Annotated in this window: 23 protein-coding genes; 11 read left to right on the plus strand and 12 right to left on the minus strand. The window is 63.9% G+C overall.

Going from position 1 to position 24,774, the window contains the following annotated elements:
• Position 1: 1 nt before the first annotated feature.
• Positions 2-1,558, minus strand: a complete 1,557-nt coding sequence (gene amaB, locus DQW91_RS04030) for an L-piperidine-6-carboxylate dehydrogenase (protein ID WP_112662229.1) — start codon at positions 1,556-1,558, stop codon at positions 2-4.
• A 203-nt stretch (positions 1,559-1,761) separates the two neighbouring features.
• Positions 1,762-2,892: a saccharopine dehydrogenase family protein gene (locus DQW91_RS04035; RefSeq protein WP_112662230.1), complete on the minus strand. Its 1,131-nt coding sequence runs from the start codon at positions 2,890-2,892 to the stop codon at positions 1,762-1,764.
• A gap of 118 nt (positions 2,893-3,010) precedes the next feature.
• Between DQW91_RS04035 and DQW91_RS04040 the strand changes: the two genes are divergently transcribed.
• The 8 genes from DQW91_RS04040 to DQW91_RS04075 all read left to right on the plus strand — a co-directional run bounded on the left by DQW91_RS04040 (position 3,011) and on the right by DQW91_RS04075 (position 11,655).
• Entirely contained in the window at positions 3,011-3,439 is a 429-nt protein-coding gene (locus DQW91_RS04040; protein WP_112662231.1) for an Lrp/AsnC family transcriptional regulator, read from the plus strand.
• On the plus strand, positions 3,436-4,644 hold the full coding sequence (locus DQW91_RS04045) for an NAD(P)/FAD-dependent oxidoreductase (protein WP_112662232.1): 1,209 nt from the start codon (positions 3,436-3,438) through the stop codon (positions 4,642-4,644). Before DQW91_RS04040 ends, DQW91_RS04045 begins: the two co-directional genes overlap by 4 nt.
• A 334-nt stretch (positions 4,645-4,978) precedes the next feature.
• Positions 4,979-6,289: a sn-glycerol-3-phosphate ABC transporter substrate-binding protein UgpB gene (ugpB, locus tag DQW91_RS04050; protein WP_245410886.1), complete on the plus strand. Its 1,311-nt coding sequence runs from the start codon at positions 4,979-4,981 to the stop codon at positions 6,287-6,289.
• A 120-nt stretch (positions 6,290-6,409) separates the two neighbouring features.
• Positions 6,410-7,291, plus strand: a complete 882-nt coding sequence (gene ugpA / locus DQW91_RS04055; RefSeq protein WP_112662234.1) for a sn-glycerol-3-phosphate ABC transporter permease UgpA — start codon at positions 6,410-6,412, stop codon at positions 7,289-7,291.
• Positions 7,291-8,139, plus strand: coding sequence for a sn-glycerol-3-phosphate ABC transporter permease UgpE (gene ugpE, locus DQW91_RS04060; protein WP_112662235.1), 849 nt, complete (start codon positions 7,291-7,293; stop codon positions 8,137-8,139). The genes ugpA and ugpE overlap by 1 nt, the downstream gene beginning before the upstream one ends.
• Positions 8,140-8,244: 105 nt before the next feature.
• Positions 8,245-9,315, plus strand: a complete 1,071-nt coding sequence (locus DQW91_RS04065) for a sn-glycerol-3-phosphate import ATP-binding protein UgpC (protein WP_112662236.1) — start codon at positions 8,245-8,247, stop codon at positions 9,313-9,315.
• Between the two features lie 190 nt (positions 9,316-9,505).
• Positions 9,506-11,137 carry an HAL/PAL/TAL family ammonia-lyase gene (locus DQW91_RS04070; protein WP_112662237.1) on the plus strand — a complete coding sequence of 544 codons (1,632 nt, stop codon included), beginning with the start codon at positions 9,506-9,508 and terminating at the stop codon, positions 11,135-11,137.
• A gap of 2 nt (positions 11,138-11,139) precedes the next feature.
• Positions 11,140-11,655, plus strand: a complete 516-nt coding sequence (locus DQW91_RS04075; RefSeq protein WP_112662459.1) for a GNAT family N-acetyltransferase — start codon at positions 11,140-11,142, stop codon at positions 11,653-11,655.
• On the opposite strand, the gene DQW91_RS04080 is transcribed toward DQW91_RS04075, so the two are convergent.
• From DQW91_RS04080 to DQW91_RS04115, 8 genes are all read right to left on the minus strand, one after another.
• The gene (locus DQW91_RS04080) at positions 11,652-12,092 is read right to left on the minus strand and encodes a GNAT family N-acetyltransferase (RefSeq protein WP_112662238.1); all 441 of its coding nucleotides are present in this window, start codon (positions 12,090-12,092) and stop codon (positions 11,652-11,654) included. The two genes, DQW91_RS04075 and DQW91_RS04080, sit on opposite strands and share 4 nt — an antisense overlap.
• On the minus strand, positions 12,089-13,327 hold the full coding sequence (locus DQW91_RS04085; RefSeq protein WP_112662239.1) for an allantoate amidohydrolase: 1,239 nt from the start codon (positions 13,325-13,327) through the stop codon (positions 12,089-12,091). The genes DQW91_RS04080 and DQW91_RS04085 overlap by 4 nt, the downstream gene beginning before the upstream one ends.
• Before the next feature lie 72 nt (positions 13,328-13,399).
• The gene (locus DQW91_RS04090) at positions 13,400-14,440 is read right to left on the minus strand and encodes an NAD(P)/FAD-dependent oxidoreductase (RefSeq protein ID WP_112662240.1); all 1,041 of its coding nucleotides are present in this window, start codon (positions 14,438-14,440) and stop codon (positions 13,400-13,402) included.
• Positions 14,441-14,509: 69 nt separating this feature from the next.
• Positions 14,510-14,824: a 2Fe-2S iron-sulfur cluster-binding protein gene (locus tag DQW91_RS04095; protein ID WP_112662241.1), complete on the minus strand. Its 315-nt coding sequence runs from the start codon at positions 14,822-14,824 to the stop codon at positions 14,510-14,512.
• Positions 14,825-14,998: 174 nt separating this feature from the next.
• Entirely contained in the window at positions 14,999-15,712 is a 714-nt protein-coding gene (locus tag DQW91_RS04100; protein ID WP_112662242.1) for an ABC transporter ATP-binding protein, read from the minus strand.
• Complete coding sequence (locus tag DQW91_RS04105) at positions 15,709-16,470, minus strand: ABC transporter ATP-binding protein (RefSeq protein WP_112662243.1); 762 nt, start codon at positions 16,468-16,470, stop codon at positions 15,709-15,711. The genes DQW91_RS04100 and DQW91_RS04105 overlap by 4 nt, the downstream gene beginning before the upstream one ends.
• A gap of 2 nt (positions 16,471-16,472) precedes the next feature.
• Positions 16,473-18,314, minus strand: coding sequence for an ABC transporter permease (locus tag DQW91_RS04110; RefSeq protein WP_112662244.1), 1,842 nt, complete (start codon positions 18,312-18,314; stop codon positions 16,473-16,475).
• Between the two features lie 59 nt (positions 18,315-18,373).
• Positions 18,374-19,573 carry an ABC transporter substrate-binding protein gene (locus DQW91_RS04115; protein ID WP_112662245.1) on the minus strand — a complete coding sequence of 400 codons (1,200 nt, stop codon included), beginning with the start codon at positions 19,571-19,573 and terminating at the stop codon, positions 18,374-18,376.
• A 170-nt stretch (positions 19,574-19,743) separates the two neighbouring features.
• Here DQW91_RS04115 and DQW91_RS04120 point away from each other — a divergent pair, with 170 nt between their 5' ends.
• From DQW91_RS04120 to DQW91_RS04130, 3 genes are all read left to right on the plus strand, one after another.
• Positions 19,744-20,622 (plus strand): SMP-30/gluconolactonase/LRE family protein, encoded by an 879-nt coding sequence (locus DQW91_RS04120; protein WP_112662246.1) that lies wholly within the window; start codon positions 19,744-19,746, stop codon positions 20,620-20,622.
• A 4-nt stretch (positions 20,623-20,626) separates the two neighbouring features.
• Positions 20,627-21,619, plus strand: coding sequence for an aldose epimerase family protein (locus DQW91_RS04125; RefSeq protein WP_112662247.1), 993 nt, complete (start codon positions 20,627-20,629; stop codon positions 21,617-21,619).
• 77 nt (positions 21,620-21,696) lie between these two features.
• Positions 21,697-21,882, plus strand: coding sequence for a hypothetical protein (locus DQW91_RS04130; protein ID WP_112662248.1), 186 nt, complete (start codon positions 21,697-21,699; stop codon positions 21,880-21,882).
• Positions 21,883-21,885: 3 nt separating this feature from the next.
• On the opposite strand, the gene DQW91_RS04135 is transcribed toward DQW91_RS04130, so the two are convergent.
• A complete protein-coding gene (locus tag DQW91_RS04135; protein WP_112662249.1) occupies positions 21,886-23,946 on the minus strand; it encodes a M3 family metallopeptidase in 2,061 nt (686 codons plus the stop codon).
• A 46-nt stretch (positions 23,947-23,992) separates the two neighbouring features.
• Complete coding sequence (locus tag DQW91_RS04140; RefSeq protein WP_112662250.1) at positions 23,993-24,694, minus strand: dienelactone hydrolase family protein; 702 nt, start codon at positions 24,692-24,694, stop codon at positions 23,993-23,995.
• Between the last annotated feature and the right edge of the window lie 80 nt (positions 24,695-24,774).

The raw sequence follows: 24,774 nt of genomic DNA on the forward strand, positions 1-24,774 counted from the left end.
TTTACGCGATGGCGCCGTCGACGTCGAACTTCACGCCCTGGGCGAGCGGAAGTGTCTTGCCGTAATTGATGGTGTTGGTGGCGCGGCGCATATAGGCCTTCCACGCATCCGAGCCTGCCTCGCGGCCGCCGCCGGTTTCCTTCTCGCCGCCGAACGCGCCGCCGATCTCAGCGCCGGAGGGGCCGATATTGACGTTGGCAATGCCGCAATCGGAACCCGCCGCCGAGATGAAGGTCTCGGCCTCGCGCATGTCGAGGGTGAAGATCGAGGAGGAGAGGCCCGCGCCGACGGCGTTGTGGGCGGCGAGCACCGCATCGAAGTTCGAATAGCGCATCACGTAGAGGATCGGCGCGAAGGTCTCGCGCAGAACCGGGCCCTTCTGCTCCGGCATTTCGACGAGCGCAGGCTTGACGTAGTAGCCACCTTCCGTGCCGTGGCGTCCGCCGCCATGCACCGTGCCGCCGGCGGCGCGGGCGTCTTCAAGCGCACGCTCCATGCCGTCGAACGCGGCCTTGTCGATCAGCGGGCCGACGAGGGTGCCCTCAGCGCGGGGATCGCCGATCGCCACGCTGCCGTAGACCTTCTTCAGTTGCGGCACGAGCTTGTCGTAGACGCTCTCGTGAACGAACAGGCGGCGCAGCGTGGTGCAGCGCTGGCCCGCCGTACCCATGGCCGCAAAGGCGATGCCGCGCAACGCGAGGTCGAGATCGGCGGTGGGGGTCACGATGGCGGCGTTGTTGCCACCGAGTTCGAGGATCGCACGGGCAAAGCGCCCGGCGAGCTTGGGGCCGACCTGACGGCCCATCGCGGTCGAACCGGTGGCGGAGAGAACCGGCACGCGGTGGTCGTCCACGAGGATCTCGCCGATCTCACGGCCGCCGAGGAGCAGTTCGAGAAGACCGTCCGGCACGCCGCCGAAGCGCTTGGCCGCGCGCTGGGCGATGGCGTGGGTGGCGAGCGCCGTGAGCAGGGTCTTCTCGGAAGGCTTCCACACCACCGAGTCGCCGCAGACGAGGGCGAGGGCCGAGTTCCACGACCACACGGCCACGGGGAAGTTGAAGGCCGAAATGACGCCGCAGACGCCGAGCGGGTGCCAGGTTTCCATCATGCGATGGTCGGCGCGCTCGGTGGCGATGGTGAGGCCGTAGAGCTGGCGGGAGAGGCCGACCGCGAAATCGCAGATGTCGATCATCTCCTGCACTTCGCCGAGGCCTTCGGAGGTGATCTTGCCGGCTTCCAGCGTCACGAGACGGCCGAGGTCGTCCTTGGCAGCACGCAGCTCTTCGCCGAGAAGGCGCACGAACTCGCCGCGGCGGGGCGCGGGGATCTTGCGCCAGGCGAGGAACGCCTCATGCGCGCGGCCGATGGCGGCCTTCGCCTCATCCGGCGTCGTCTCTTTCACATGGACCAGAACCTCGCCGGTGATGGGCGAGAAGGCCGGGCGTCCCGTGGGCGCGAAGGCGCTGTCGGGAACGCCAAGGCGCTTCAGAAGGGCGCGCGCCTCATCCGCGACGGAGGCGGAGACGGTCTTCAAGGCAGCTTGATCTCGGGCGGACATCTTAAATTCTCCCTGGGGGCGGGTCTTCGGGCTCTGGTTCGAGCCCACCGCGTCGCTTGTCTTTAAACAAAATCGACGGCGGCCACTCGTGCCACCGTCTTAGAGCATGATCGGGAAATCTGGGAACCGGTTTTCCGGAATAACATCATGCCGTTTCCGAAAAATGGAGCGTGACCCGGTATCGGGCCACGCTCCGGGATCGATCAGGCAGCGTTGAGCTTGACCTTGTTGCCTGCCGCGTCCTGCACTTCGCTCAGGAGCTCGCCGGCATAGACGCGGCCGAAGCGGTTGGCGAGGAAGGTGTCGAGGCTGATTTCTTCCTGACGGCGGAAGCCCTTCTGCTGCAGCTTGCCCTCGACGAGAAGGTCGAGCATGGCGCAGATGCCGGCAGCCGTGGTGACCTGGATCGCGGTGCGCAGCTTGCCCGCGACCTTCTGGCCGAGGATGCTGCGGGCATAGGTTTCCTGCACATGGCGGCCGTCGCGCTGGCCGGTCACGGTCACGAACACGATGACCATGTCCTGCATGGTGGCGGGCACGGCCTGCTCGAGAATGTCCTTGAGGACTTCGCGGCGGTTGCGCAGTTGCAGATCGTTGAGCAGCACCCGCATCAGGCCGCAATGGCCCGGGTAGCGGATGGTCTTGTAGTTCAGGGCGCGGACCTTGCCCTCGAGGGTTTCGCAGAGCGTGCCGAGGCCGCCGGAGGTGTTGAAGGCCTCGTAGCGGGTGCCGTCGAGGGAGAACTCCTCGAGCTCTTCCATCGCGGGGACTTCACGCAACTTGCCATCGACCACCGCCTCGCAGCGCTCGATATACTCGTTGATGACGCCGTCCGTGCTCCAGGTGAGGTTATAGGACAGGGCGTTCGAGGGGTATTGCGGCAGCGCGCCGACGCGCAGGCGCACCGTGTCGAGGGTGTCGAAGCGGCTGGCGATGTCGTGCGCGACGATGGAGATGAAGCCGGGAGCCAGGCCGCATTGCGGGATGAAGGCGGTGGAAGCGCCCTCGGCCAGTTCCTTCACCATGCGGGTGGTGGCGACGTCCTCGGTGAGGTCGAAGTAGTTCACGCCGGCAAGGCGCGCGGCCTTCGCCACATGGGCGGTGAGGTGATACGGCGCGGCGCTCAGCACGGCATAGTGGCCCTTGAGGGCGGCCTGGAGCGCGACGGCGTCGTTGAAATCGAGCTGAATCGTCTTGATGCCGTCGGTGGCCACCGCGGCAAGGGCCGCGGCGGAGCCGTCGGCGACGGTCACGGCGTAATCGCCGGTCTCGTGGAGCATGTCGGCAATGGTGGAGCCGATCTTGCCGGCACCGATGACGAGAATGGAACGCATGGAAAACCCTCCCTGGATTGTGGTGTCAGAAAGTCATAAAGGCTTGCAGAACGCCATAGACAAGTTGACGGAAAGCCGAGTACATTTCGGCGAAATGCCATTATGATTGGTCATAGTGATGCTTGACGATACGGATCGCGCCCTCATCGCGCTCTTGCGTGAAAATGCCCGCATCGGCCATGCCGAGGCGGCGCGGCGGCTCGGGCTCTCGCGCACCACCGTTCAGGCCCGGGTCGAGAGCCTCGAGCGGCGGGGCGTCGTCGTCGGCTACACCGTGCGGCTTGCCGAGGAGGTGAGCCGGCGCATGGTGCGGGCTCACGTCACCATCGTTGTGGCCCCCAAGGCCTCGGGCGCGGTTGCAGCGGCGATGCAGCGCATGCCTGAATTGCGTGCTCTTTACTCTGTTGCAGGTGCGTTTGACCTGCTGGCGGTGGTAGAGGCAGAAGATGTGCCGTCGCTCGACGCCGCCATCGACAAGATCGGCGCGCTGGAAGGCGTCGAGCGCACGCAGTCCTCCATCATCCTCTCAACGAAGTTCGAACGATGACCTCTTCCTCCGCTGCAGCAGCCGATGTCGTGATCGTCGGCGGGGCCGTCATGGGCTCTGCCACGGCCTACCACCTTCTCGCGGACCCGAATTTCAAGGGGCGTGTGGTCGTGATCGAGAAGAACCCGACCTATGCGCTCTCGGCCTCGGCGCTCTCGGCGGCTTCGATCAGACAGCAATATTCGAGCGCGGTGAACATCCGGATTTCGCTCTACGGCCTGCAGTTCCTGCGCAGCATCGGCGAGCGTCTCATGGTGGATGGCGACAGGCCCGAGATCGGCCTGCGCGAAGGCGGCTATCTCTATTGCGCGACCGAAGCGGGCGCGGCCATCCTCGCCGAGAACCATGCCCTTCAGGCCGCCGAGGGCGCGGACATTCTCTATCTCGATCCGCCGGCGCTGAAGGCGCGCTTCCCCTGGCTCAATGTGGAGGACCTGAGGGCCGGCACATGGGGCCATTCCGGCGAAGGATGGTTCGACGGCTGGGGGATGCTGCAGGCGTTCCGCAAGAAGGCCCGCTCGCTCGGCGCGGAATACGTGCAGGGCGAGGTCGTCTCCGTCGAAAAGCAAGACAACCGCGTTATCGCCGTGGTGCTGAAGGACGGCACGCGCATTCCTTGCGGCGCGCTCGTCAACTGCGCCGGTTCCGGGGGAACCGCCGTTGCGAAGGCGGCGGGAGTGTCGATTCCGGTTCAGGCCAAGCGCCGCTACATTTTCACCTTCACCTGCCGCGAGAAGGTGGAGAACTGCCCGCTCCTCATCGACACGTCCGGCGCCTATGTGCGGCCGGAAGGCGAGGGCAACTTCATCTGCGGCGCGTCGCCGGAAGCTGACGTCGATCCCGATTGGTCTGACGATGATCCGGCCTCGCAGGAGATCGATTTCTCCTTCTTCGAGGAGTTCATCTGGCCGGCTCTCGCACACCGCGTTCCGGCCTTCGAGGCCATCAAGCCGGGTCGTGCCTGGGCGGGCCCCTACGACATGAGCCTGACCGACCACAACGCCTTCATCGGCAAGGCGGGCGGGATCGAGAATTTCTATCTCTGCAACGGCTTTTCCGGCCACGGCCTGCAGCAAGCACCCGCCATCGGGCGCGGCCTGTCCGAACTCATTGTTCACGGCGGCTACAGGACGCTCGATCTGTCCGAACTCAGCTTCGAGCGAGTCGCCGCCAACCGGCCGCTCCTGGAGCGCAACATCATCTGATCCTTGTCTGTCGCCTGCAACACAGGCGGGCGACAGGATAGACTTTAGACTAATGGGCGGCCCGCTTCCGGTGGGCCGCCTTTTTCGTTGCAGGCTCTTTTAAAGAGGGCGGCAAGGCGGGTGCAGCAAGGCATCCTTCAAGGGTGCCGTAAGGGGATGCAATTTCCAGACAACGTCATCCCCAGCCGTTGAGACCTGCCTATCAAAAGGGCTTCCATTTTAGAGCCGGCTATGCTTGTCATGAATTTGTCATAACAATGTCATCCGCCCTTCGCGTCCGGATGAGCATGAACGACAAGACCATCCCGCCGGGATGACAAGGGAGAGACTAACGATGATGAAGAGGACCGTCCTCGCCGCTCTGGCCATGGGGCTTGCCACGAGCACGTCGGCCTTCGCGCAGACCGAGATCCAGTGGTGGCACGCCATGACCGGCGCCAACAACGACGTGGTCAACAAGCTGGCCGAGGAGTTCAACGCCTCGCAGAAGGACTACAAGGTCGTCGTCGCCTACAAGGGCTCCTACGCCGACGCCATGAACGCCGGCATCGCGGCCTACCGCGCCGGTAACGCTCCGCACATTCTGCAGGTCTTCGAAGTCGGCACCGCGACCATGATGGGCGCGAAGGGCGCGATCAAGCCGGTCTACCAGCTGATGGCTGAGACGGGCGAGAAGTTCGACCCGAAGGCTTACCTGCCGACGATCACCGGTTACTACTCCACGGCGAAGGGCGAGATGCTCTCCTTCCCGTTCAACTCTTCCTCGATGGTCATGTGGATCAACAAGGACGAGCTGAAGAAGGCTGGCGTCAATGAGATTCCGAAGACCTGGCCGGAAGTGTTCGAGGCGGGCAAGAAACTCAAGGCTGCCGGCCACTCGACCTGCGGCTTCACCTCGGCCTGGACCACCTGGGCGATGATCGAGCAGTTCTCGGCCTGGCACAACGTGCCGCTGTCGACCAAGGCCAACGGCCTCGACGGCTTCGACACCGAGCTGAAGTTCAACTCGCCGCTGCACGTCAAGCACCTCGAGAAGCTGATCGAGCTGCAGAAGGACAAGACCTACGACTACTCGGGTCGCGCCAACACGGGTGAAGGCCGCTTCACCTCGGGCGAATGCGCCATCATGCTCACCTCGTCGGGCTTCTACGGCAACGTGAAGGCCAACGCGAAGTTCGATTTCACGTCGGTTCCGATGCCGTACTATCCGGACGTCGCCGGCGCTCCGCAGAACTCGATCATCGGCGGCGCTTCGCTGTGGGTGATGGGCGGCAAGTCCGCTGAAGAGTACAAGGGCGTCGCGAAGTTCTTCGCGTTCCTCTCGGACACCGACCGTCAGGCCAAGCTGCACCAGGAATCGGGCTACCTCCCGATCACCAAGGCGGCTTACGACAAGACCAAGGCGTCGGGCTTCTATGAGAAGAACCCGGTTCTGCAGACCCCCCTCATCGAGCTGACCAACAAGGAGCCGACCGAGAATTCCCGCGGTCTGCGCCTCGGCAACATGGTGCAGATGCGCGATGTGTGGTCGGAAGAACTCGAGGCGGCTCTCGCCGGCCAGAAGTCGGCCAAGGACGCGCTTGACGCGGCGGTCTCCCGCGGCAACCAGCTCCTGCGCCAGTTCGAGCGCACGGTTGCCCGCTAAAACTTAATCGCATCGACAATTCATCCCGGGCAGTCTCCGATTGCCCGGGATGATCTTATTATGAGGGCCTCGCAGGATCGGTCGAACAACGATCTCTGCCGGCACTGGGGGCTGAACCACATGGAAAAACGGGCTCATTTTTCGAGCAAGACCGTGCCTTATCTGCTGCTTCTTCCGCAGCTCGCGATCACGCTCATCTTTTTCTACTGGCCGGCCTCGCAGGCCATCTGGCAATCCTTCCTGATGGAGGATGCCTTCGGGCTTTCATCCGAATTCGTCGGCTTCGACAATTACCGCCATCTCTTCGCACAGCCGGAATATTACAAGGCGATGTCGACCACGGTGGTCTTCTCGCTCGCCGTCGGCACTCTCTCGCTCGCCTGCGCGCTCCTGCTGGCCACGCAGGCCGACAAGAAGCTGCGCGGCGGCGAGGCTTTCAAGACGCTCCTGATTTGGCCTTACGCGGTGGCTCCGGCCATTGCGGGCGTGCTGTGGATCTTCATGTTCCACCCCTCCCTCGGCACGCTCTCGCAGCCGATCCGCGCCCTCGGCCTTGATTGGAACCCGCTTCTCAACGGCAACCACGCCATGACCCTCCTGGTGCTCTCCGCCACCTGGAAGCAGATCAGCTACAATTTCCTCTTCTTCCTCGCGGGCCTGCAATCGATCCCGCGCAGCGTGATCGAGGCCGCGGCCATCGACGGCGCCAAGCCGATCCGCCGCTTCTGGACAATCGTGTTCCCGCTGCTCTCGCCGACCACGTTCTTCCTCATCGTGGTCAATGTCGTCTACGTCTTCTTCGAGACCTTCGGCATCATCGACGCGGTGACGGGCGGCGGCCCTGCCGGCCAGACCACGACTCTCGTCTACAAGGTCTATGCCGATGGTCGCGTCGGCGGCGATCTCGGCGGTTCCGCCGCGCAATCGGTGATCCTGATGGTCATCGTGATCGCGCTCACCGCCTTCCAGTTCAAGTTCGTCGAGCGCAAGGTGCAGTACTGATGGTCGAGAACAGACGTTACAGAAACATCCTCGCCTATCTTGTTCTTGCGGTAGGCGTCCTCATCGTCGCCTTCCCGGTCTATCTGGCGATCCTCGCTTCGACCTTCGACGCGGCGACGATCATCAACGGCAACATGCCGCTGGTGCCGGGCGACCAGGCGGGCGAGAACTACTACCGCACGCTCTTCATCGGCGCGTCGCGTTCAACGCGCGAGCCGGTGAGCATGATGATGCTCAATTCCTTCATCATGGCGATGGGCATTGCGATCGGTAAGATCCTGATCTCGATCCTCTCGGCCTATGCGGTGGTCTATTACAAGTTCCCGCTTCGCCGCACGGCGTTCTGGATCATCTTCATCACGCTCATGCTGCCGGTCGAGGTGCGTATCTACCCGACCTACAAGATCGTCGCGGATCTCGGCCTGCTCGATACCTATACGGGCCTGATCCTGCCGCTGATCGCGTCCGCCACCGGCACGCTGCTCTTCCGCCAGTTCTTCATGACGATTCCGGATGAGCTTCTGGAAGCTTCCAAGATCGACGGCGCGGGGGCGTTCCGCTTCTTCAAGGATACGCTTCTGCCGCTCTCCGTCACGACGATGGCGGCGCTGTTCGTGATCCAGTTCATCTACGGCTGGAACCAGTATCTCTGGCCGCTCCTGATCACGACCAAGGACAACATGCAGACCATCGTGATCGGCATCAAGAAGATGCTGACCACGCAGGACGCGCTGACCGAATGGCAGATCGCCATGACGACGGCGGTTCTGGCGATGGTGCCGCCTGTCTTCGTGGTGATCTTTATGCAGCGTTTCTTCGTGAAGGGCCTCGTGGAGACCGAGAAATAACGCGCGAAACCGCGCCCGCCCCGCGCTTTTTGTGCGGGGCTTTTTGTAACAATGAGATGATCGCATTTCGCACCCGGTGCGAAGCTGATGTGAAGGATTGAAACAATGGCAGGCGTTTCGCTTGATACCGTCCGCAAGATTTACGCGGGCAATGTCGAGGCGGTGAAGGGCGTGTCTCTCGGGATCGAGGACGGCTCCTTCTGCGTGCTCGTGGGCCCTTCGGGCTGCGGCAAGTCCACCCTCCTGCGCATGATCGCGGGGCTTGAGACGATTTCCGGCGGCGAGGTGAAGATCGGCGACCGTGTGGTCAACGAGATCGAGCCCGCCGATCGCGACATCGCGATGGTGTTCCAGAACTACGCGCTCTACCCGCACATGAGCGTTTACGACAACATGGCTTACGGCCTGAAGAACCGCAAAACGCCGAAGGATGAGATCGAGAAGCGCGTCAAGGAAGCCGCGCGCATTCTCGCTATCGAGTCGTTCCTCGAGCGCAAGCCGCGCGCTCTCTCCGGCGGTCAGCGCCAGCGTGTCGCGATGGGCCGCGCCATCGTGCGCAAGCCCCAGGTGTTCCTGTTCGACGAGCCGCTTTCGAACCTCGACGCGAAGCTGCGCGTGCAGATGCGCGTGGAGATCAAGCGCCTGCAGAGGGCTCTCGGTGTGACCTCGATCTACGTCACGCACGATCAGGTCGAGGCGATGACGCTTTCCGACAAGCTCGTCGTCATGAGCGGCGGCCAGATCGAGCAGGTCGGCTCGCCGTCGGAAGTCTATCGCCGTCCTGAAACCCGTTTCGTTGCGACCTTCATCGGCTCCCCGCCCATGAACATTCTGCCCGGCAAGGTCGAGGGCAATGGCCGCGTCTCCATCGGTGGGCAGAGCCTCTCCGTCTCCGACATGCGTGACGGCCTCGCTGTCGGCAGCGACATTGAAGTGGGCCTGCGCCCCGAGGACGTCCGCGCCGGCGCGACCGGCCAGCTGTCGATGAACGTTGATTTCGTCGAGGAGCTCGGCGCGACCCAGCTCTTCCACGGCAAGCTCGGCGGGGCGGATTTCATCGTCCAAGCCCCCACCGGCCAGATTGCGGCGGATGCGAAGCAGCTCTCGCTCTCCATCGACCCCGCGAACGTCCACCTCTTCGACCCGCAGACGACGAAGCGTCTCGGCAAGGCTTGATGGTCTTCCGGCGCGTCTTGTGGCGCGCCGCGCGCTTTGAGGCGCAGCACACAAATCCCCTCCCCCTTGAGGGGGAGAGGGCCGATTGAGCGTGTGCTCGATGTCAGTTTCCGGCTGCGTCGCCTAGTTCCGCGACGGTTGCGCGCGACCTTGAGCCCCGCTATCCCTCGTTCAAAGGCGAGGGATTACCATGACGGTCAAGATCGACGGGGCAAAGCTCAAGATCCGGGACGTGGCGCGCGTGGCGCGGCCCAACGGCAAGGGACGGTTCGAGAAGGCCGTCCTGCATCCCGAGGCGCGGGAGAAGATCGCCGCGACGCGGGCCTATATCGACCGCACCTGGATGCATGACGACGCGCCGCTCATGTACGCCTTCAACACGGGCGTCGGGCTGTTCAAGGATCAGCGCGTTCTCATCGCCGAAATGGCGGCCTATCAGCAGAAGACGGTTTACGCCCATGCCACGGGCGTCGGCGAGCCCTTCGCCGAGGACGTGACCCGCGCTATGATGTTGTTGCGCGCCAACGCCTTCGCCTCGAATTATTCCGGCCCGCGTGTCGAATTGGTGGAGCGCCTCATCGCTTTTCTCAATGCGGGGCTGCATCCGATCATTCCGCAAAAGGGCTCGGTCGGTGCATCCGGCGATCTTGCGCCGCTCGCGCACATGGCGGGCGCGGTCTGCGGTTTTCAGGAAGCGGAGATGGTCTACAAGGGCAAGCGGCTGCCCGCCCGCGAGGCCATCGCCAAGGCCGGGTTCGATCCCGATTTCGAGCTTGGCGCGAAGGACGCCTCGGCGCTGATCAACGGTTCAACCACATCGTTGGCGCTCGGCGCTCTCGCGGCCTTCGATGCGCGAAAGCTCCTCAAGCATGCCGACATCGCCATGTCGCTTTCGCTGGAGGCGATGCGCGGCGAACTCGCGGCCTTCGATCCGCGCGTGCACAAGGCCCGTCCGCATCCGGGGCAGGCGCGCGTCGCGCGCAATCTCCTGCGGATTCTCGAGGGTTCGAAGCGCTGCTCGCAGGCCGCACGCGATGTCGTCTTCCCCGACGAGCCGCGCCAGCCCGGCACGCCCGCGAGCCCGCGCGTGCAGGACGTCTATTCCCTGCGCTGCACGCCGCAAGTTCACGGCCCCGCTGTCGAGGCGGTGGAATATGTGGAGCGCATCATCGGCACCGAGGTCAATTCCGCCACCGACAATCCGCTCATCTTCGATGACGGCAAGGGCGGCTATGTCTCGATCTCCGGCGGCCACTTCCACGGGCAATACGTTGCGCAGGCGATGGACGTTCTTGCCATCGCGATGGCCGATCTCGGCTCTATTTCGGAGCGCCGCCTCGCGCGCCTCATCGATCCCACCATGTCCTACGGCCTGCCGCGCAACCTGCTTGCGGGCAAGCGCGGCCTCAACACGGGCTTTGCCACGGTGCAGTGCTCCATGTCGGCGCTGGTGATGGAAAACCGGGGCCTTGCGACGCCGGGCTCCGTCGATTCCATTCCGGGCAAGTCCAACGCCGAGGACCATGTGTCGAACTCCACATGGTGCGGCCGCAAGGCGCGCACGATCGTCGAGAATGTCGAGCAGATCCTCGCAGGCGAATTGCTGATGGCGGCGCAGGCGCTGACCCTCGTCGATCCCATCGCCAAGGATTTCCCGCTCGGCAAGGGCACGCGCGCGGCGCTGGAAGCGATCCGCGCCGTCATTCCGCCGGCGCTCGATGGCGACCGCTGGTATGCCGCCGAGATGCGTCAGGCGCTCGATCTCGTGCGCTCCGGTGCCGTGGTCGAAGCGGTCGAGAGCGCCATCGGCGCGCTGGAATGACGATGAGCCGCGTCTCGGTTCAGCCGGTGCGCTTCGAGGATGGCGAGGAGCTGGTCGCCGCTAACCTCGCGAGCATCGCACTGCACGAGCCGTGGGTCTTTCCCTGCCGCGATCAGGTCGGCTTCATGACCTATCTCAACCGATGCGACGGTGAACGCCATCTCGGCTTCATCGTGCGGGAGCGCGCGAGCGGGCACATTGCCGGCGTTATCAACTTGAACGAAGTCGTGCGCGGTCTCTTCCAGAATGCCTTCGTCGGTTATTACGGCATCGCGAGCATGAATGGGCGCGGCCTCATGCGCGAAGGCCTGTCACACGTCGCGGCTTTAGCCTTTGGAGAGTTCGACTTGCACCGGCTGGAGGCGAACATCCAGCCGGACAACCTCGCTTCGCGCGCATTGGCCGAGCGCGTCGGCTTTCGCCTCGAAGGTTACTCCCCGCGTTATCTCAAGATCGGCGGCGAGTGGCGCGATCATGAGCGCTGGGCGGTTCTGGCGGAGGATTGGAAAGCCGCTTAAAGCTTCTTCTGCAGGAAGACGCGGCTGTTGCCGAGAGGGTAGTCCTGCAATTCGCCGAAGCGGCTATAACCGAGCTTCTCATAGAGCGCGACGGCTTTCGCGTTGAGCGAATCGAGCCATGCGGAATGACAGCCGCGCCGTCGCGCCTCCTCCTCCGCCATGCCGATCAACCGTGAGGCCAGTCCCCCGCCGCGCAAGGATTCCGGCACGAACAGCAGTTCGATGCCAAGCCACCCGCCGGATGTGCGCCCGAGAAGGCCGCCGACGGCGTCCCCCGTCGCAGCATCGCGAATGGCGATGGTCATGTCCTGCCCGTTGCGATGCGCGGGAAACAGGGCGCGGTTGAAGGCACGCAGCCCTTGCTGGATCGTCTCGTGCAGCTTTGCGGATTCGTCTGGGTTTTCGAAGGACAGCAACGGCTCTTGCGGCAGGCTCATGCAACGATTCTTTTCACTGTCTCCAGCAGCGCCCGCGCCGCCACATCCGCATCCTCGACGGTGATCGATTCCGCCGGGGTGTGGCTGATGCCGCCCTTGCAGCGCACGAAGAGCATCGCGACAGGGCAGAGCGCGGCGACAGCCATCGCATCGTGACCCGCGCCGGAGGGCAGGAGCCTTGCCGGGAAGCCGAGCGATTTCACGCTCTTCTCGAACTCGCCCATGAGGCCGCGATCCATCGGCATCGCGGGTGAATCCGTGAAGGGTTCGAAGGTGAAATCGACGCGACGGCGCGCGGCGATGGCGCGGCACTCGCTCGCGATAGCCTCAACCATTGCATGGCGCTGAGCATCGTCGGGCGAGCGCGCGTCAAGAGCGAAATCCACCTGAGCGGGAATGACGTTCACCGCGCCCGGCTGCACCGTGGCGACGCCGACGGTCGCGACCGTGTCGGGATGCAGAAGACCGATGCGCTCGATGGCGAGCGTCATTTCGGCGGCGGCGGCAAAGGCGTCGCGGCGCATCGCCATCGGCACGGTGCCCGCATGGCCCGCTTCGCCCGTCACGCGTATCCGCGCGCGTGTCGCGCCGTTGATGGCGGTGACGATGCCGACAGGAAGGTTCTGAGCTTCGAGCTGCGGTCCCTGCTCGATATGCACTTCGAGATAGCCGCGATACCGCGATGGATCGCGCTTCAGCGCCGCGATGCCGTCCGGATCGCCCCCGAATTTCTGCAGCGCCTCGCGAAGGGTGATGCCTTGCGCATCCTTCCCGTTGAGCCAGGCGAGGTCGTAGCTTCCCGACAGGGCGAGCGACGTGGAAAGGGTGGTCGGAAAACGCACGTTCTCCTCATCCCCGAACGCGATGACTTCAATGGGACAGGAGGGCACGATGCCTTCCGCCTTCAGCGCCTCGGCGACCACGATGCCGAGCACGACGCCGAGATTGCCGTCATAGCGCCCCGCATTGACCACGGTGTCGATATGCGAGCCGATGATGAGAGCGGGCGCTTGCGGGTTTTTGCCGTCAAGGCGGCCGACGACGGAACCGAGGGCGTCGATATGGGCGGCAAGACCGGCCGCCTGCATCATGCCTTTCGTTGCTTCCGCCGCCGCGCGGTGTGCGGGCGAGAGGTAAAGCCGCGTCAGGCGCCCGGGTTCGTCGGTATGGCGGGAAAGGTCCTCGATCAGCGCCATCACGCGCTGGCCAAGGGAAAGATCGGAAAGAGGCTTCATGCCCCCAGAGTTTCAGGAACGCGCGCCCTCCGCAAGAGGCGCGCTTCGTTCCCCTCACCCTTGTGGGGTTAGTTACGCAGCGACGCCGAGCTTCTTCTGCAGGCTCGAGGACGAGGTCGTGTATTGGAAGAGAAGCTTCTTCTCGGGGTAGACGTAGCGGTGCACCTTCTGTGCGGCCAGCGCGCCCTCGTGGAAGCCGGAGAGAATGAGCTTCAGCTTGCCCGGATAGGTGTTGATGTCGCCGATGGCGAAGATGCCGGGGACGCTCGTTTCGAACTTCTCCGTATCCACCGGGATCAGGTTCTCGCGCAGGTTCAGGCCCCAATCGGCGATGGGGCCGAGCTTCATGGTCAGCCCGAAGAAGGGCAGCATCACGTCGCATTCGACCTCGAAGGTCGTGTTGTCGTCGCGGCGGATCACCACGCTTTCGAGCAAGGGAGCCTCGCCCTTGAGCTCGACAACCTGCCCGAGGTGCAGGTCCATCTCGCTGGCTGCAACGAGGGAGCGCATTTTCTCCACCGTGTGCGGGGCGGCGCGGAAGACGTCGCGGCGATGGAGAAGGGTCAGGCGCTTGGCCAGCGGCTGCAGGTTCACCGTCCAGTCGAGGGCCGAATCGCCGCCGCCGACGATCAGGACCTTCTTGTCCTTGAACATGTGCATATGGCGCACGGCATAGAACACGCCGGTGCCCTCATAGGCCTCGATGTTGTCGATAGGCGGCTTCTTGGGCAGGAACGAACCGCCGCCCGCCGCGATGATGAGTGCCTTGCAGGTAAAGGTGGTGCCAGCGTCCGTCTTGACCCGGAACAGCGGAGCCTCGGGCGTGCCGAGGGGCTCGACGCTTTCCACCATCTCGTTCAGGTGGAAGGAGGGATGGAACGGCTCGATCTGGGCCATGAGATTGTCGACGAGGCCCTGGCCCGTCACCATCGGAAAGCCCGGAATGTCATAGATCGGCTTTTCCGGATAAAGCTCGGCGCATTGGCCGCCGATCTTCGGCAGAATGTCGATCAGGTGGCATTTGATGTCGAGGAGGCCCAGCTCGAACACCGCGAAAAGGCCCACTGGCCCCGCGCCGATGATGACGACGTCCGTTTCGATATTGTCGGTCATGAACAGGCTCCTTCGAGAGGCCCCGGAAAAGCACTTTCCGCCGAATTTTGCAATGCGCCTGAGCGCAGGTCAGCCGCCCGTGGGGGCAAGCGTTACTTCGAGCCCGTCCAGCTCCGGGGTCCAGAGGATCTGGCAGGAGAGGCGGGAGTTGGGCCGCGTCACCACCGTGTCGAGCTGGTCCTCCTCTTCCTCGGTCGGCGGATAGAGCTTGTCCAGCCACTCCTCGGCGACGAAGACATGGCAGGTCGCGCATTCGCAGGCCCCACCGCACAGGCCCTCGATGGGCAGGCCCCAATCCCGGATGATCTCCATGACGCGCCAGCCCTCGACTGCTTCGAGAGTGTGGCGCACGCCTTCGCGGTCGGTCACATGGATAACGCCCATGAACTAGGAATTCCTTGAAAAAAATTGGGTTTCAGTGCGCGGCGCGGGCTGCGCCGGGAGGCCTGCATATCGTCTTTTCGGCGGAATTCGTCAATCTTTGCAAGCAAATGCTAGAGCATGATCAGAACAAGTGGAAACCGGTTGTTCGCCCGGATCATGCGATCTTAAGAAAGCCTAGACGCCGAGCGTCTCCGCCCGCAGGGCGTGGTTGGCCAGGAAATCCGCCATCGGCCCCTGAAACCGGATCGCGCCGCGCTCGATGACGCAGGCCTTGTCGCTGATTCCGGCGGCGAAGGCCCAGTTCTGCTCGGAGAGGAGAATGGCCACGCCTTCGGCCTTCATGGCGCAGATCGCCTCGGCCATCATCTCCACGATGACCGGGGCAATGCCCTCGGAGGGCTCATCGAGGAGGATCGCATCCGGGTTGCCCATGAGGGTGCGCGCGATGGAGAGCATCTGCTGCTCGCCGCCGGACATCTCGTTACCCCGCCGTCCCTTCATGCCGGCGAGATTGGGAAACAGCTTGAACAGCCGCTCAGGCGTCCAGGGCGAGCGCCCGGGGCGTCCCGCACGACGGCCGACTTCGAGGTTCTCCTCGATGGTCAGGTCCGTGAAGATGCGCCGGTCCTCGGGCACGTAGCCGAGGCCGAGACGGGCGATGCGGTAGGTCGGCAAGCCGATGAGCGAAAAGCCGGAGAAGGTGAGGCGCTCGGCCCGCGCGCTCACGAGGCCCATGATCGCTTTCAACGTCGTGGTCTTGCCCGCCCCGTTGCGCCCGACGAGGGCGAGCACCTCGCCCTTGTGAAGCTGCAGCGAGAGATCGAAAAGCACCTGCGCGCGGCCATAGGACGCGGACAGTTTCGCGACATCGAGCAGCGGCGTCGTCATACGGACCTCGTAAGCGCATGGCTGTCGCCGAGATAGGCCTGCCTCACCTGCGGATCGTTGCGCACGTCCTCTGGCGATCCCGCCGCGATGATACGCCCCCGCAACAGCACGAGCACCCGGTCCGCATGGCCGAACACCACATCCATGTCATGCTCTGTGAAGAGAACGCCGATCTTCGCGTCTTGAGCAATCGTGCTCACCAGATCCATCAGCGCCGCGCGCTCGCGCAGGGCCATGCCGGCGGTGGGTTCGTCCATCAGAAGAAGCTTCGGCTCGCCTGCCAGCGCGATAGCGAGTTCGAGGCGCTTCACGTCGCCATAGGCGAGAGTCGAGCACGGGCGGTCAGCGGCCTCGACCATGCCGACACACTCCAGCAGCGCGAAGGCTTCCTCGCGATAGAGTGTGCGCGCGGGCTGCCAGAGACGGCGGCTTTGATGGTGGCCGCTGATGAGCGCCATCTGCACGTTTTCGATTCCGCTCATGGAGAGAAAGGTCTGCGCCACCTGAAAGGTGCGCCCGACGCCACGGCGAAAACGCTCCTGCGGCGAGGCGGTGGTGATGTCAGCATCGTCGAGCAGGATGCGTCCGCGATCGGGTTTCAGCTGCCCGCCAATCATGTTGAACACGGTCGACTTGCCAGCACCGTTCGGGCCGATGAGCGCGACCATCTCGCCGCGCTCCACGCTGAAGCCGACATCGCGCGCAGCGGCGACACCGCCGAAGGATTTGTCGATGCTTTCGACGGAAAGAAGCGTCATGCTCACGCCTGCCGCCAATACCGCAATGTGCCGATGAGCCCGCGCGGGAAGATGAGAACCATGCCGATGATGCTCAGGCCCAGGAACAGCCGCCAGAACGCGGTGAGCGGCATGATCTGGTCGCGCAATGTGTGCAGCACCGCGGCGCCCGCGATGGGCCCTGTGATCGTTTGAATGCCGCCGAGCAGCAGCATGGTAAGTGCATCGACGGAGGTCGGAATGCCGAGAAGCGTCGGATCGACGGAGCCGCGCGAGAACGCATAGAGCCCGCCCGCAAGGCCCGCGGCGGCGCCCGCGAGGGTGAAGGCGAGCCAGCGATGCGTGCGAGGCTCAAGGCCGATCGCCTCGGCGCGGGCCTGTGAATCGCGCATGGCGCGCAAGGCATAGCCGAACGGCGCGTCGATGATGCGCTTCAGCAGAAGCATCGTGCCCGCCGTCAGAGCAAGGGTCACGAGATAATAGACGGATCGCGGAGCGGCCCAGGTCGAAGGCCAGATGCCGACGAGGCCGTTGTCGCCGCCCGTCACCTCGACCCATTGAAAGGCGACCGCGTAGAGAATTTGCGCGGCGGCGAGCGTCATCATGGCGAGATAGATGCCGGACAGCCGCACGACGAGCGCGCCGACAGCCATCGCGCCAAGTGCGGCGAGAAGCGGAGCGAGCGGCAGCGCGCCCTCCATCGAGGCACCGAGCCATTTCACGCCGAGCGCCGCGCCGTAAGCGCCGAGGCCGAAGAAGGCGGCGTGGCCGAAGCTCACGAGACCGCCGACGCCGATGAGAAGCTGCAGGCTGAAGGCGAAGAGCGCGAGGATCAGGATCTCGGTCGCGACCTTGAGGAAATACTCATCCGCGACGAGCGGCAGCGCGGCGAGAACGACGAGAAGCGCGCTCACGGCGATGGCGTTGAAGCGCCCGGGCGCATGGCTTGCGATGCCGATGGCATGCGCGCCGCTGAAATGCTCCGGGCGCCCGAACAGGCCGTTCGGGCGAATGGCGAGGGTGATTGCCATGAGAAGGAAGACGACGACGAGCGTGATCTTCGGGAAAAGCAAAATGCCGAAAGCCTGCAACTGGCCGATGATGAGCGCGGCGAGAAATGCGCCCGGCACGCTGCCCATGCCGCCGACGACGGTGACGACGAAACATTCGGCGATGATGGAGAGATCCATGCCGTTGTTGGCGGCGACGCGCGGCACCTGCAGCGCCCCGCCAAGCCCTGCGAGAAACGCGCCGAGAAAGAGCGTCCCGGTGAACAGAAGCGCCTGGTTCACGCCAAGCGCCGCGACCATCTCACGATCCTGCGTCGCCGCGCGCACCAGAACGCCGAAGCGGGTGCGCTTGAGAATGAACCACACGAAGCCGAGCACGAGAGGACCGGCGGCGATGAGAACGAGTTCATAGGACGGGAAGCGCCGTCCCAAGATCTCGACCGGCGCGCGCAGCCCCGGCGCGCGTGGTCCCAGGATGTCCTGCGGCCCGAAGATCTGCACGACGAGGTCCTGCACCACGAGGACGACGCCGAAGGTGGCGAGCAACTGGAACAGTTCCGGCGCGCCATAGATGCGCCGCAGGAGCAGCACTTCCATCACGACGCCGAGAAGGCCGACGATCAATGCGGAAATGAGAATGCCGAGCCAGAACGGCACCGGCCCGTAGGACCATTCGAGAAGGTTCGGCACGAGAGTCGCGGCGGTGTAGGCGCCGATCATGTAGAGCGAGCCGTGCGCGAAATTCACGATGCGCGTGACGCCGAAAACGAGGGTGAGCCCGCAGGCGGCGATAAACAGCGAGGATGCGCTGGAAAGCCCGTTCAGAGCTTGAATGACGAGGAAGGAAAGGTCCACGGATCAGCCTTCCTGTAGAGACGAACAGGTAAGTTCAGTCGCTGCCCCGCTCTCCTCGCTCACTCCTTGCGCACGGCCTTCACTTCGGTCTCGCTCGGCATGAAGGGCGTGCCGTCGTTGTATGTCCAATCGATCATGCCGCCGGCTGCGCCCTTGAGCACGAGCTTGCCGGTCCACGCGCCCATCGAGGCCTGGTGGTCGATGCCGCGCATGGTCACGGGGCCGACGATGGTGTCGAACTTCGCGTTCTCGAGCGCCTTGATGAGCGCATCGGTGTCCACGGAGCCGGCACGCTCGATGGTGTCGCGGATCATGTGGACGACCATGTAACCGAGCAGCGAACCGAGGCGCGGCGTGTCGTTGTACTTGGCGCGGTAGGCCGCGACGAAAGCCTTGTGCTTAGGCTCGGCGATCTCGTCCCACGGATAGCCTGTGACGGTCCAGCCTTCGGGCACTTCATCCTTCAGCGGCAACAGCCATTCGGGCTCGCCGGTGAGAAGGGAGAGAATGGTCTTCTTTTCGAAGAGGCCGCGCGTGTTGCCCTCGCGCACGAACTGGGTGAGATCGGGCCCGAAGAGCACGTTGAAGATGCCGTCGGGCTTGGCCTGTTCGATGGCCGAGACGGTTGCGCCCGCCTCGATCTTGCCGAGCGCCGGATATTGCTCGGCAACGATTTCCGCGCCGGGCACGCGCTCCTTGATGAGCCGCTTGAACACTTCCGCCGCCGACTGGCCGTACTCGTAGTTCGGGGCGACGATGGCCCAGCGTTTCGCGCCCGAAGCCTTGGCCTTTTCCACCAGCATGCCAACCTGCATGTAATTGTTGGGCCGGATACGGAAGGTGTAGCGGTTGCCCTGCGCCATCGTGATGGCGTCGGTCAAAGGCTCGGCGGCGATGTAGACGATCTTCTTCTGGTTGGCGAAGTCCGCCATCGCGACGCCGACATTCGACAGGAACGAGCCGAACAGGAAGGAGACGCCCTCGCGGCTCACAAGCTCTTCCGCAACGCGGGTGGCGTCGCCCGTGGTCGCGCCGTCCTCGCGGGAGACGATTTCGAGCTTGCGCCCGAGAACGCCGCCCTTGGCGTTGATCTCATCCAGCGCCAGCTGCCAGCCGTTGCGGTATGGCACCGTGAAGGCGGCCCATTTGCTGTAGGAGTTCATCTCGCCGATCTTGATCGGCGCTTGCTGCGCCTGCGCGGCGGGGACGCCGAGCGCGAGTGCAAGTCCAAGGGAGAGCCAGCGGAACATCGGAGCCATGACGCGTTTCCTTGCCTGGGGCCTTTCGGATCTGGGCTGACGGTTTAGGGCCAATCGCGCTTGTAAGGAAGTCCTAAAGCGGGATCATGGAACGAATTCCTCCCATGCGTTAAAGGTATTACCCAGAAACAAGGCCGAACCGGCGCAGACTTCATCGGAAGCGAGACGACATGAGCAGCCCCCTCATCCACCCCCATATCCCTCATGTCGCAGTGGCGAGCGCCTGCGTGCTCGGCGAAGGCACGTTGTGGGACCATCGCACCGGCACGGTCTACTGGGTCGATATCAAGAACCCCGGAATCTGGCATTACGAGCCGAAGACCGGCAAGCATGACCGCGTGGACGCGCGCGAGCCGGTCGGCTTCCTGGCGCTGACGCCGGACACGGACATGGTGATCGCGGGCTTCAAGTCCGGGCTCCATCGCTTCCATCTGTGGGGCGGACAGATCCAGCCGATCGTGAACCCAGAGCCGGACAAGCCCGGCAACCGGCTCAACGACGGGCATGTGTTCCCCGATGGCGGCCTCTATTTCGGGACGATGGATGATTCGGAAAAAAGCCCCACCGGCGCATTCTGGCGCTGGGACGGCAAGAAGCTGACCTGTCTGCGCGAGGGCATTACCATCACCAACGGCCCGGCGTTCAGCCCGGACGGCAGGACGCTCTATGCGACCGACACGCTGGGGCGGACGGTTTACGCCCATGACCTCAATGACGGGACGCTCGGGCCGGCGCGGGTCTTCGTGCGCTTCGAGGAAGGCTGGGGTTATCCCGATGGCATGAGCGTCGATGAGGAGGGGCATGTGTGGATCTGCCATTGGGGCGATTCCCGCGTCACACGCTTCCGGCCGGATGGCAGCATCGAGCGCATCTTGCCGGTCCCCACGGCGCAGGTGACCAAATGCGCCTTCGGCGGCCCTGACCTGACGACGCTCTACATCACCACCGCCGCCATCGGGCGCGATGCCACCATCGACCCGATGGCCGGTCATCTCTTCGCCGTGGAAACCGGCATCAGGGGCCTGCCGGCGCTGATCTTCCACGGATAGGCGCATGACCATCCAACGCTTCGGTTCTGTCGCGGGCGAGGATGTTTTCGAGGTGACGCTCGAGAACGATGGCGTTGAGGCGCGCATTCTCACCTGGGGCGCGGTGTTGCGGGATCTCATCGTGCCCGCGCCACGCGGTCCGCAGCGGGTGGTGCTGGGGCTCAACAGCATCGAGGATTACCTCGCGCACTCGCCCTATTTCGGCGCCATCGTAGGGCGCTATGCCAACCGCATCGGCAAAGCGCAGTTCATGCTCGACGGAACTGTTCATCGGCTCGTGGCGAACGATGGGCTCCATCAGCTTCATGGCGGCCCGAAGGGGTTTGGCAATCGCATCTGGTCAGTGATCGACCGCACGCGCTCAAGCGTGACCCTGTCGCTTGTTTCCGAGCACGGCGACATGGGCTATCCCGGACGCCTCGTCGCGACGTGCACTTACGCCCTCATTGCGCCCGCGACGCTGCGCATCTCGCTTGAGGCGACGAGCGACAGGCCGACGCCGGTGAACCTTTCCACTCACGGCTATTTCAACCTCGATGGCAGTGCGGACATCGCGTCCCACCGCCTGACGATCACCGCCGATGAGATGACGCTGACGGATCCGGATCTGATTCCGACAGGCGAGATCGCGAGCGTTGATGGAACGCCATACGACTTCCGCAAGCTTCGCCCTGTAGATTCCAGCGTGCCGTACGACATAAATTACGTGCTTCGCCGGTCGGGCGAACTGTCGCATGCGGCGACCCTGCAATCGCCCGTGAGCGGATTGTCGATGGAGCTTTGGACGACGGAGCCTGGCCTGCAATTCTATGATGGGCATAAGATTCGCGTGCCGGTGCCAGGCCTTGCAGGTGCGTCCTACGGCCCGCGCGCCGGGCTGTGCCTCGAACCGCAGCGCTTTCCTGACGGCCCCAATAAAGCCCACTTTCCCGCCAGTATCTTGCAACCGGGAACGGTGTCTCTGCAGCTCAGCGAACTTCGCTTCGCCGAAATCTGAGGAACTCCGGCTCCTGCTTGGCCGTTGGTTTTTACAGCAAAGCTTCAAAAACCAAAAAAGGATAAAGGGAGTTCAGGATGCCGGTACTCGATGCCAACGCCTTGAAGAGAGACCCCAAGGGGGCTGCCTTTCTTCTGCGTGTGCTGTGCCGTCAGCCTTCGCCGAAGGATGAACCCGCCAGGCTTTCCACCCGCGTCCTGCGGAAGGTCTACCTGGCAAGGTCCGACATCAAGCTGCCCGAAGAACCTGCAACGAGCTTCTGACTTTTACGCGGCCGGTGTCGCCACGAGCCCGCGCTTGGCGAGAAGAGCGTCCGGCGTCGGCAGGCGGCCTCTGAACGCCACGTAGGCCGCTGCGGGATCCTGCAGGTTTCCGGCGGAATAGATGAAACGCTTGAGCTTTTCCGCCGTTTCAGGATTGAAGGCGTCGCCCGTTTCCTCGAACGCGTTGAAGGCATCCGCGTCGAGAACCTCCGACCACATGTAGCTGTAGTAGCCCGACGAATAACCGTCTCCCGAGAACACATGCGCGAAGTGCGGCGTGCGGTGGCGCATGATGATCTCGCGCGGCATGCCGATCTTGTCGAGGGACGTTTTCTCGAACGCGCCGACGTCGAGATCGTCGGCAGACGTGAGCGAGTGAAGATCGAGATCGACGAAGGCGGAGGCGAGATATTCAACCGTCGCAAAACCCTGGTTGAAGTTGCGCGCCGCCATGAGCCGCTTGAGGAGATCCTCCGGAATCGGCTCACCGGTTTTGTAGTGCGTCGCGTAGCGGCGCAGAATCTGCGGCTGCGAGAGCCAGTGCTCGTAGAGCTGGGAGGGCAACTCGACGAAGTCGGTCGAAACGCTCGTTCCGGCAAGAAGCGGGTAGGTCACGTTTGAGAGAAGTCCATGCAGGGCGTGACCAAACTCGTGGAAAAGCGTTCGCGCGTCGTCAAAGCTCAACAGCGCCGGTTCTCCCTTGCCGCCCTTGGAGAAGTTCAACACGTTCACGATGATCGGGCGAATGTCGGCACTCAGCTTCTCCTGCATGCGGAAGCTGCTCATCCACGCGCCGCTGCGCTTCGAGGGGCGCGCGAAATAGTCGCCGATGAAGACGCCCACATGTGCGCCAATCTCGTTCGTGACCTCCCAGGCGCGGATGTCGGGGTGATAGCGGGGGAAGTCCTGCAATTCCTTGAAACTCAGGCCGAACAGGCGATGCGCCGTCTCGAACGCGGCTTCGATGATGCGGTCGAGCTGGAAGTAAGGCTTGATCGTCGCCTCATCGAGATCGTGCTGCGCCATGCGCACCTGCTCGGCGTAATAGCGCCAGTCCCACGCCTCGATGGTGATGTTGTCGCCGCGTGATTGCGCCTGAAGGTCGTTGCGCTCGTCCATCGCGCGGGCGCGCGCCGGCTTCCAGACTGCGTCGAGAAGCTCGCGCACGGCCTGCGGCGTCTTCGCCATCGTGTCGGCCAGCTTGAACTGCGAGAAGGTCTCATAGCCAAGAAGCTTCGCACGCTCGGCTCGAAGCCGCACCGTCTCGGCGATGATCGCCTTGTTGTCGGTCTTGCCTCCAAGATCACCGCGCAGGGCCCAGGCCTTGAAGGCCTCTTCGCGCAAGTCGCGCTGGCTGGAATATTGCAGGAAGGGCTCGATGCTCGAGCGCGAGAGCGTGATGACGTGCTTGCCCTTGAGGCCGGCCTCTTCAGCCGCCTGCGCGGCGGCTTCGCGCAGGAAAGGCGGCAGCCCCGCAAGGTCGGCCTCCTTCTCGATCACGAGGCGATAGGAGGTCTCATCCGCAAGAACGTTCTGCGAGAACTGCGTGCCGAGGGAGGCAAGGCGCTCCGTGATCGCGGCAAGGCGCGTCTTGCTCTCGCCGCGCAACTGCGCGCCGGCGCGCACGAAGATTGTGTGATAGCGCTCGAGCACGCGCGCCTGTTCCGGCGTCAGGCTAAGCGAATCGCGCGTCTTGTGAAGAGCCTCGACCCGCGCGAACAACGCCTCGTTCATGAAGATGCTGTTGCGGTGCTTGGCGAGAAGCGGCGCCATCTCGCGCTCGATGCCCTGGATCGCCGGGTTGGTATGCGACCCTGCAAGGTTATAGAAAACCGCACTGACGCGCTTGAGCGCCGCGCCGCTTTTCTCCAACGCCTCGATGGTATTGGCGAAAGTCGCGGGCGTAGGGCTGCCGGCGATGGCCTTGATCTCCTCTTGCTGCTCCGCAAGCGCCTTGTCGAAAGCAGGCTTGAAATGCTCCGGCGCGATCTTGTCGAAAGGCGGCAGGCCGAACGGGCCGGTCCAGAGGGTGAAGAACGGATTGGTTGCGGCGGTCTCGGCCATGTCGGTCCACTTTAAGGCTTGCGTTGTCCGCGCCAACGTACCGGCCTCACACCTCGACGGGAAGGGGAGAGTTCACGGGGGAGCCGGTGTCATCGGGCATATGGGTCCGCAGAAAGGCGATGACCCTTTGAATGGCATCGGCTTGCGCCTTGCCGCGAAAACCGTGCCCCTGCCCCGGATAGATGTGGATGTCGTGCGTCACGGCGCGCCGTGTCAGAAGCGCATCGAGGGCATAGGCGTTGGCGACGGGCACCACGGCATCAAGCGCTCCGTGGAGGATCAGCGTCGGCGGCAGGCGAGGCTCACGGGTGAAGGTGCCGAACGGCAACGGCCCGTAATAGGCGATGAGCGCCTTGACGCGCGGATCGGAGCTGGCGATCAGCCCGAGCGCTGCGCCGAGCGACACGCCGACGATGCCGATTCGCTCCGCATCGACCTCTGGCTGCTGCGACATCCAATCCAGCGCGTCGCCCACCGTCTCAAGCCAGGGGTTGAAGTTCTGGAACAGCGTGGCGAGGGAGGCGTGCCACTCCTCCGTGCGGTCGAGGTAATGGATGAGATAGACCCGGTAACCCGCCGCCGCGAAGGCATGCGCGCCCTCGCGGTAGCGCGTGTTCACCTTCAGCCCGTCGGCGCCGTGGAGCATCAGGACGGCTGGACGGCGATCTTCGCCGCCGGAGGCGATGGCCTCCACCAGAATGGTCGTGTCCCCGCTCGAAAAGCTCAGTTTTTGCGTCGTCACCGTCATGGGCAAAAGCGCCTCGCAAGCGGCCCGATATAGGAAGCCGCCTGTCTCAGATATGTGTGCCATGTTGCAGTGCAAAAGGC

Origin of the sequence: Microvirga flavescens (assembly GCF_003290125.1) — a bacterium.
GTDB classification, from domain to species: Bacteria; Pseudomonadota; Alphaproteobacteria; order Rhizobiales; family Beijerinckiaceae; genus Microvirga; species Microvirga flavescens.

What these genes read in the sequence shown, in the direction of transcription:
- DQW91_RS04105 (WP_112662243.1), bottom strand. Translation starts at nt 16,470, where the DNA reads ATGACGCTTCTTTCCGTCGAAAGCATCGACAAATCCTTCGGCGGTGTC.
- DQW91_RS04065 (WP_112662236.1), top strand. Translation starts at nt 8,245, where the DNA reads ATGGCAGGCGTTTCGCTTGATACCGTCCGCAAGATTTACGCGGGCAAT.
- amaB (WP_112662229.1), bottom strand. Translation starts at nt 1,558, where the DNA reads ATGTCCGCCCGAGATCAAGCTGCCTTGAAGACCGTCTCCGCCTCCGTC.
- DQW91_RS04045 (WP_112662232.1), top strand. Translation starts at nt 3,436, where the DNA reads ATGACCTCTTCCTCCGCTGCAGCAGCCGATGTCGTGATCGTCGGCGGG.
- DQW91_RS04120 (WP_112662246.1), top strand. Translation starts at nt 19,744, where the DNA reads ATGAGCAGCCCCCTCATCCACCCCCATATCCCTCATGTCGCAGTGGCG.
- DQW91_RS04085 (WP_112662239.1), bottom strand. Translation starts at nt 13,327, where the DNA reads ATGAAGCCTCTTTCCGATCTTTCCCTTGGCCAGCGCGTGATGGCGCTG.
- DQW91_RS04035 (WP_112662230.1), bottom strand. Translation starts at nt 2,892, where the DNA reads ATGCGTTCCATTCTCGTCATCGGTGCCGGCAAGATCGGCTCCACCATT.
- DQW91_RS04135 (WP_112662249.1), bottom strand. Translation starts at nt 23,946, where the DNA reads ATGGCCGAGACCGCCGCAACCAATCCGTTCTTCACCCTCTGGACCGGC.
- DQW91_RS04040 (WP_112662231.1), top strand. Translation starts at nt 3,011, where the DNA reads ATGCTTGACGATACGGATCGCGCCCTCATCGCGCTCTTGCGTGAAAAT.
- DQW91_RS04125 (WP_112662247.1), top strand. Translation starts at nt 20,627, where the DNA reads ATGACCATCCAACGCTTCGGTTCTGTCGCGGGCGAGGATGTTTTCGAG.
- DQW91_RS04090 (WP_112662240.1), bottom strand. Translation starts at nt 14,440, where the DNA reads ATGACCGACAATATCGAAACGGACGTCGTCATCATCGGCGCGGGGCCA.
- DQW91_RS04080 (WP_112662238.1), bottom strand. Translation starts at nt 12,092, where the DNA reads ATGAGCCTGCCGCAAGAGCCGTTGCTGTCCTTCGAAAACCCAGACGAA.
- DQW91_RS04075 (WP_112662459.1), top strand. Translation starts at nt 11,140, where the DNA reads ATGAGCCGCGTCTCGGTTCAGCCGGTGCGCTTCGAGGATGGCGAGGAG.
- DQW91_RS04140 (WP_112662250.1), bottom strand. Translation starts at nt 24,694, where the DNA reads ATGACGGTGACGACGCAAAAACTGAGCTTTTCGAGCGGGGACACGACC.
- DQW91_RS04095 (WP_112662241.1), bottom strand. Translation starts at nt 14,824, where the DNA reads ATGGGCGTTATCCATGTGACCGACCGCGAAGGCGTGCGCCACACTCTC.
- DQW91_RS04070 (WP_112662237.1), top strand. Translation starts at nt 9,506, where the DNA reads ATGACGGTCAAGATCGACGGGGCAAAGCTCAAGATCCGGGACGTGGCG.
- ugpB (WP_245410886.1), top strand. Translation starts at nt 4,979, where the DNA reads ATGATGAAGAGGACCGTCCTCGCCGCTCTGGCCATGGGGCTTGCCACG.
- ugpA (WP_112662234.1), top strand. Translation starts at nt 6,410, where the DNA reads ATGGAAAAACGGGCTCATTTTTCGAGCAAGACCGTGCCTTATCTGCTG.
- DQW91_RS04100 (WP_112662242.1), bottom strand. Translation starts at nt 15,712, where the DNA reads ATGACGACGCCGCTGCTCGATGTCGCGAAACTGTCCGCGTCCTATGGC.
- ugpE (WP_112662235.1), top strand. Translation starts at nt 7,291, where the DNA reads ATGGTCGAGAACAGACGTTACAGAAACATCCTCGCCTATCTTGTTCTT.
- DQW91_RS04130 (WP_112662248.1), top strand. Translation starts at nt 21,697, where the DNA reads ATGCCGGTACTCGATGCCAACGCCTTGAAGAGAGACCCCAAGGGGGCT.
- DQW91_RS04115 (WP_112662245.1), bottom strand. Translation starts at nt 19,573, where the DNA reads ATGGCTCCGATGTTCCGCTGGCTCTCCCTTGGACTTGCACTCGCGCTC.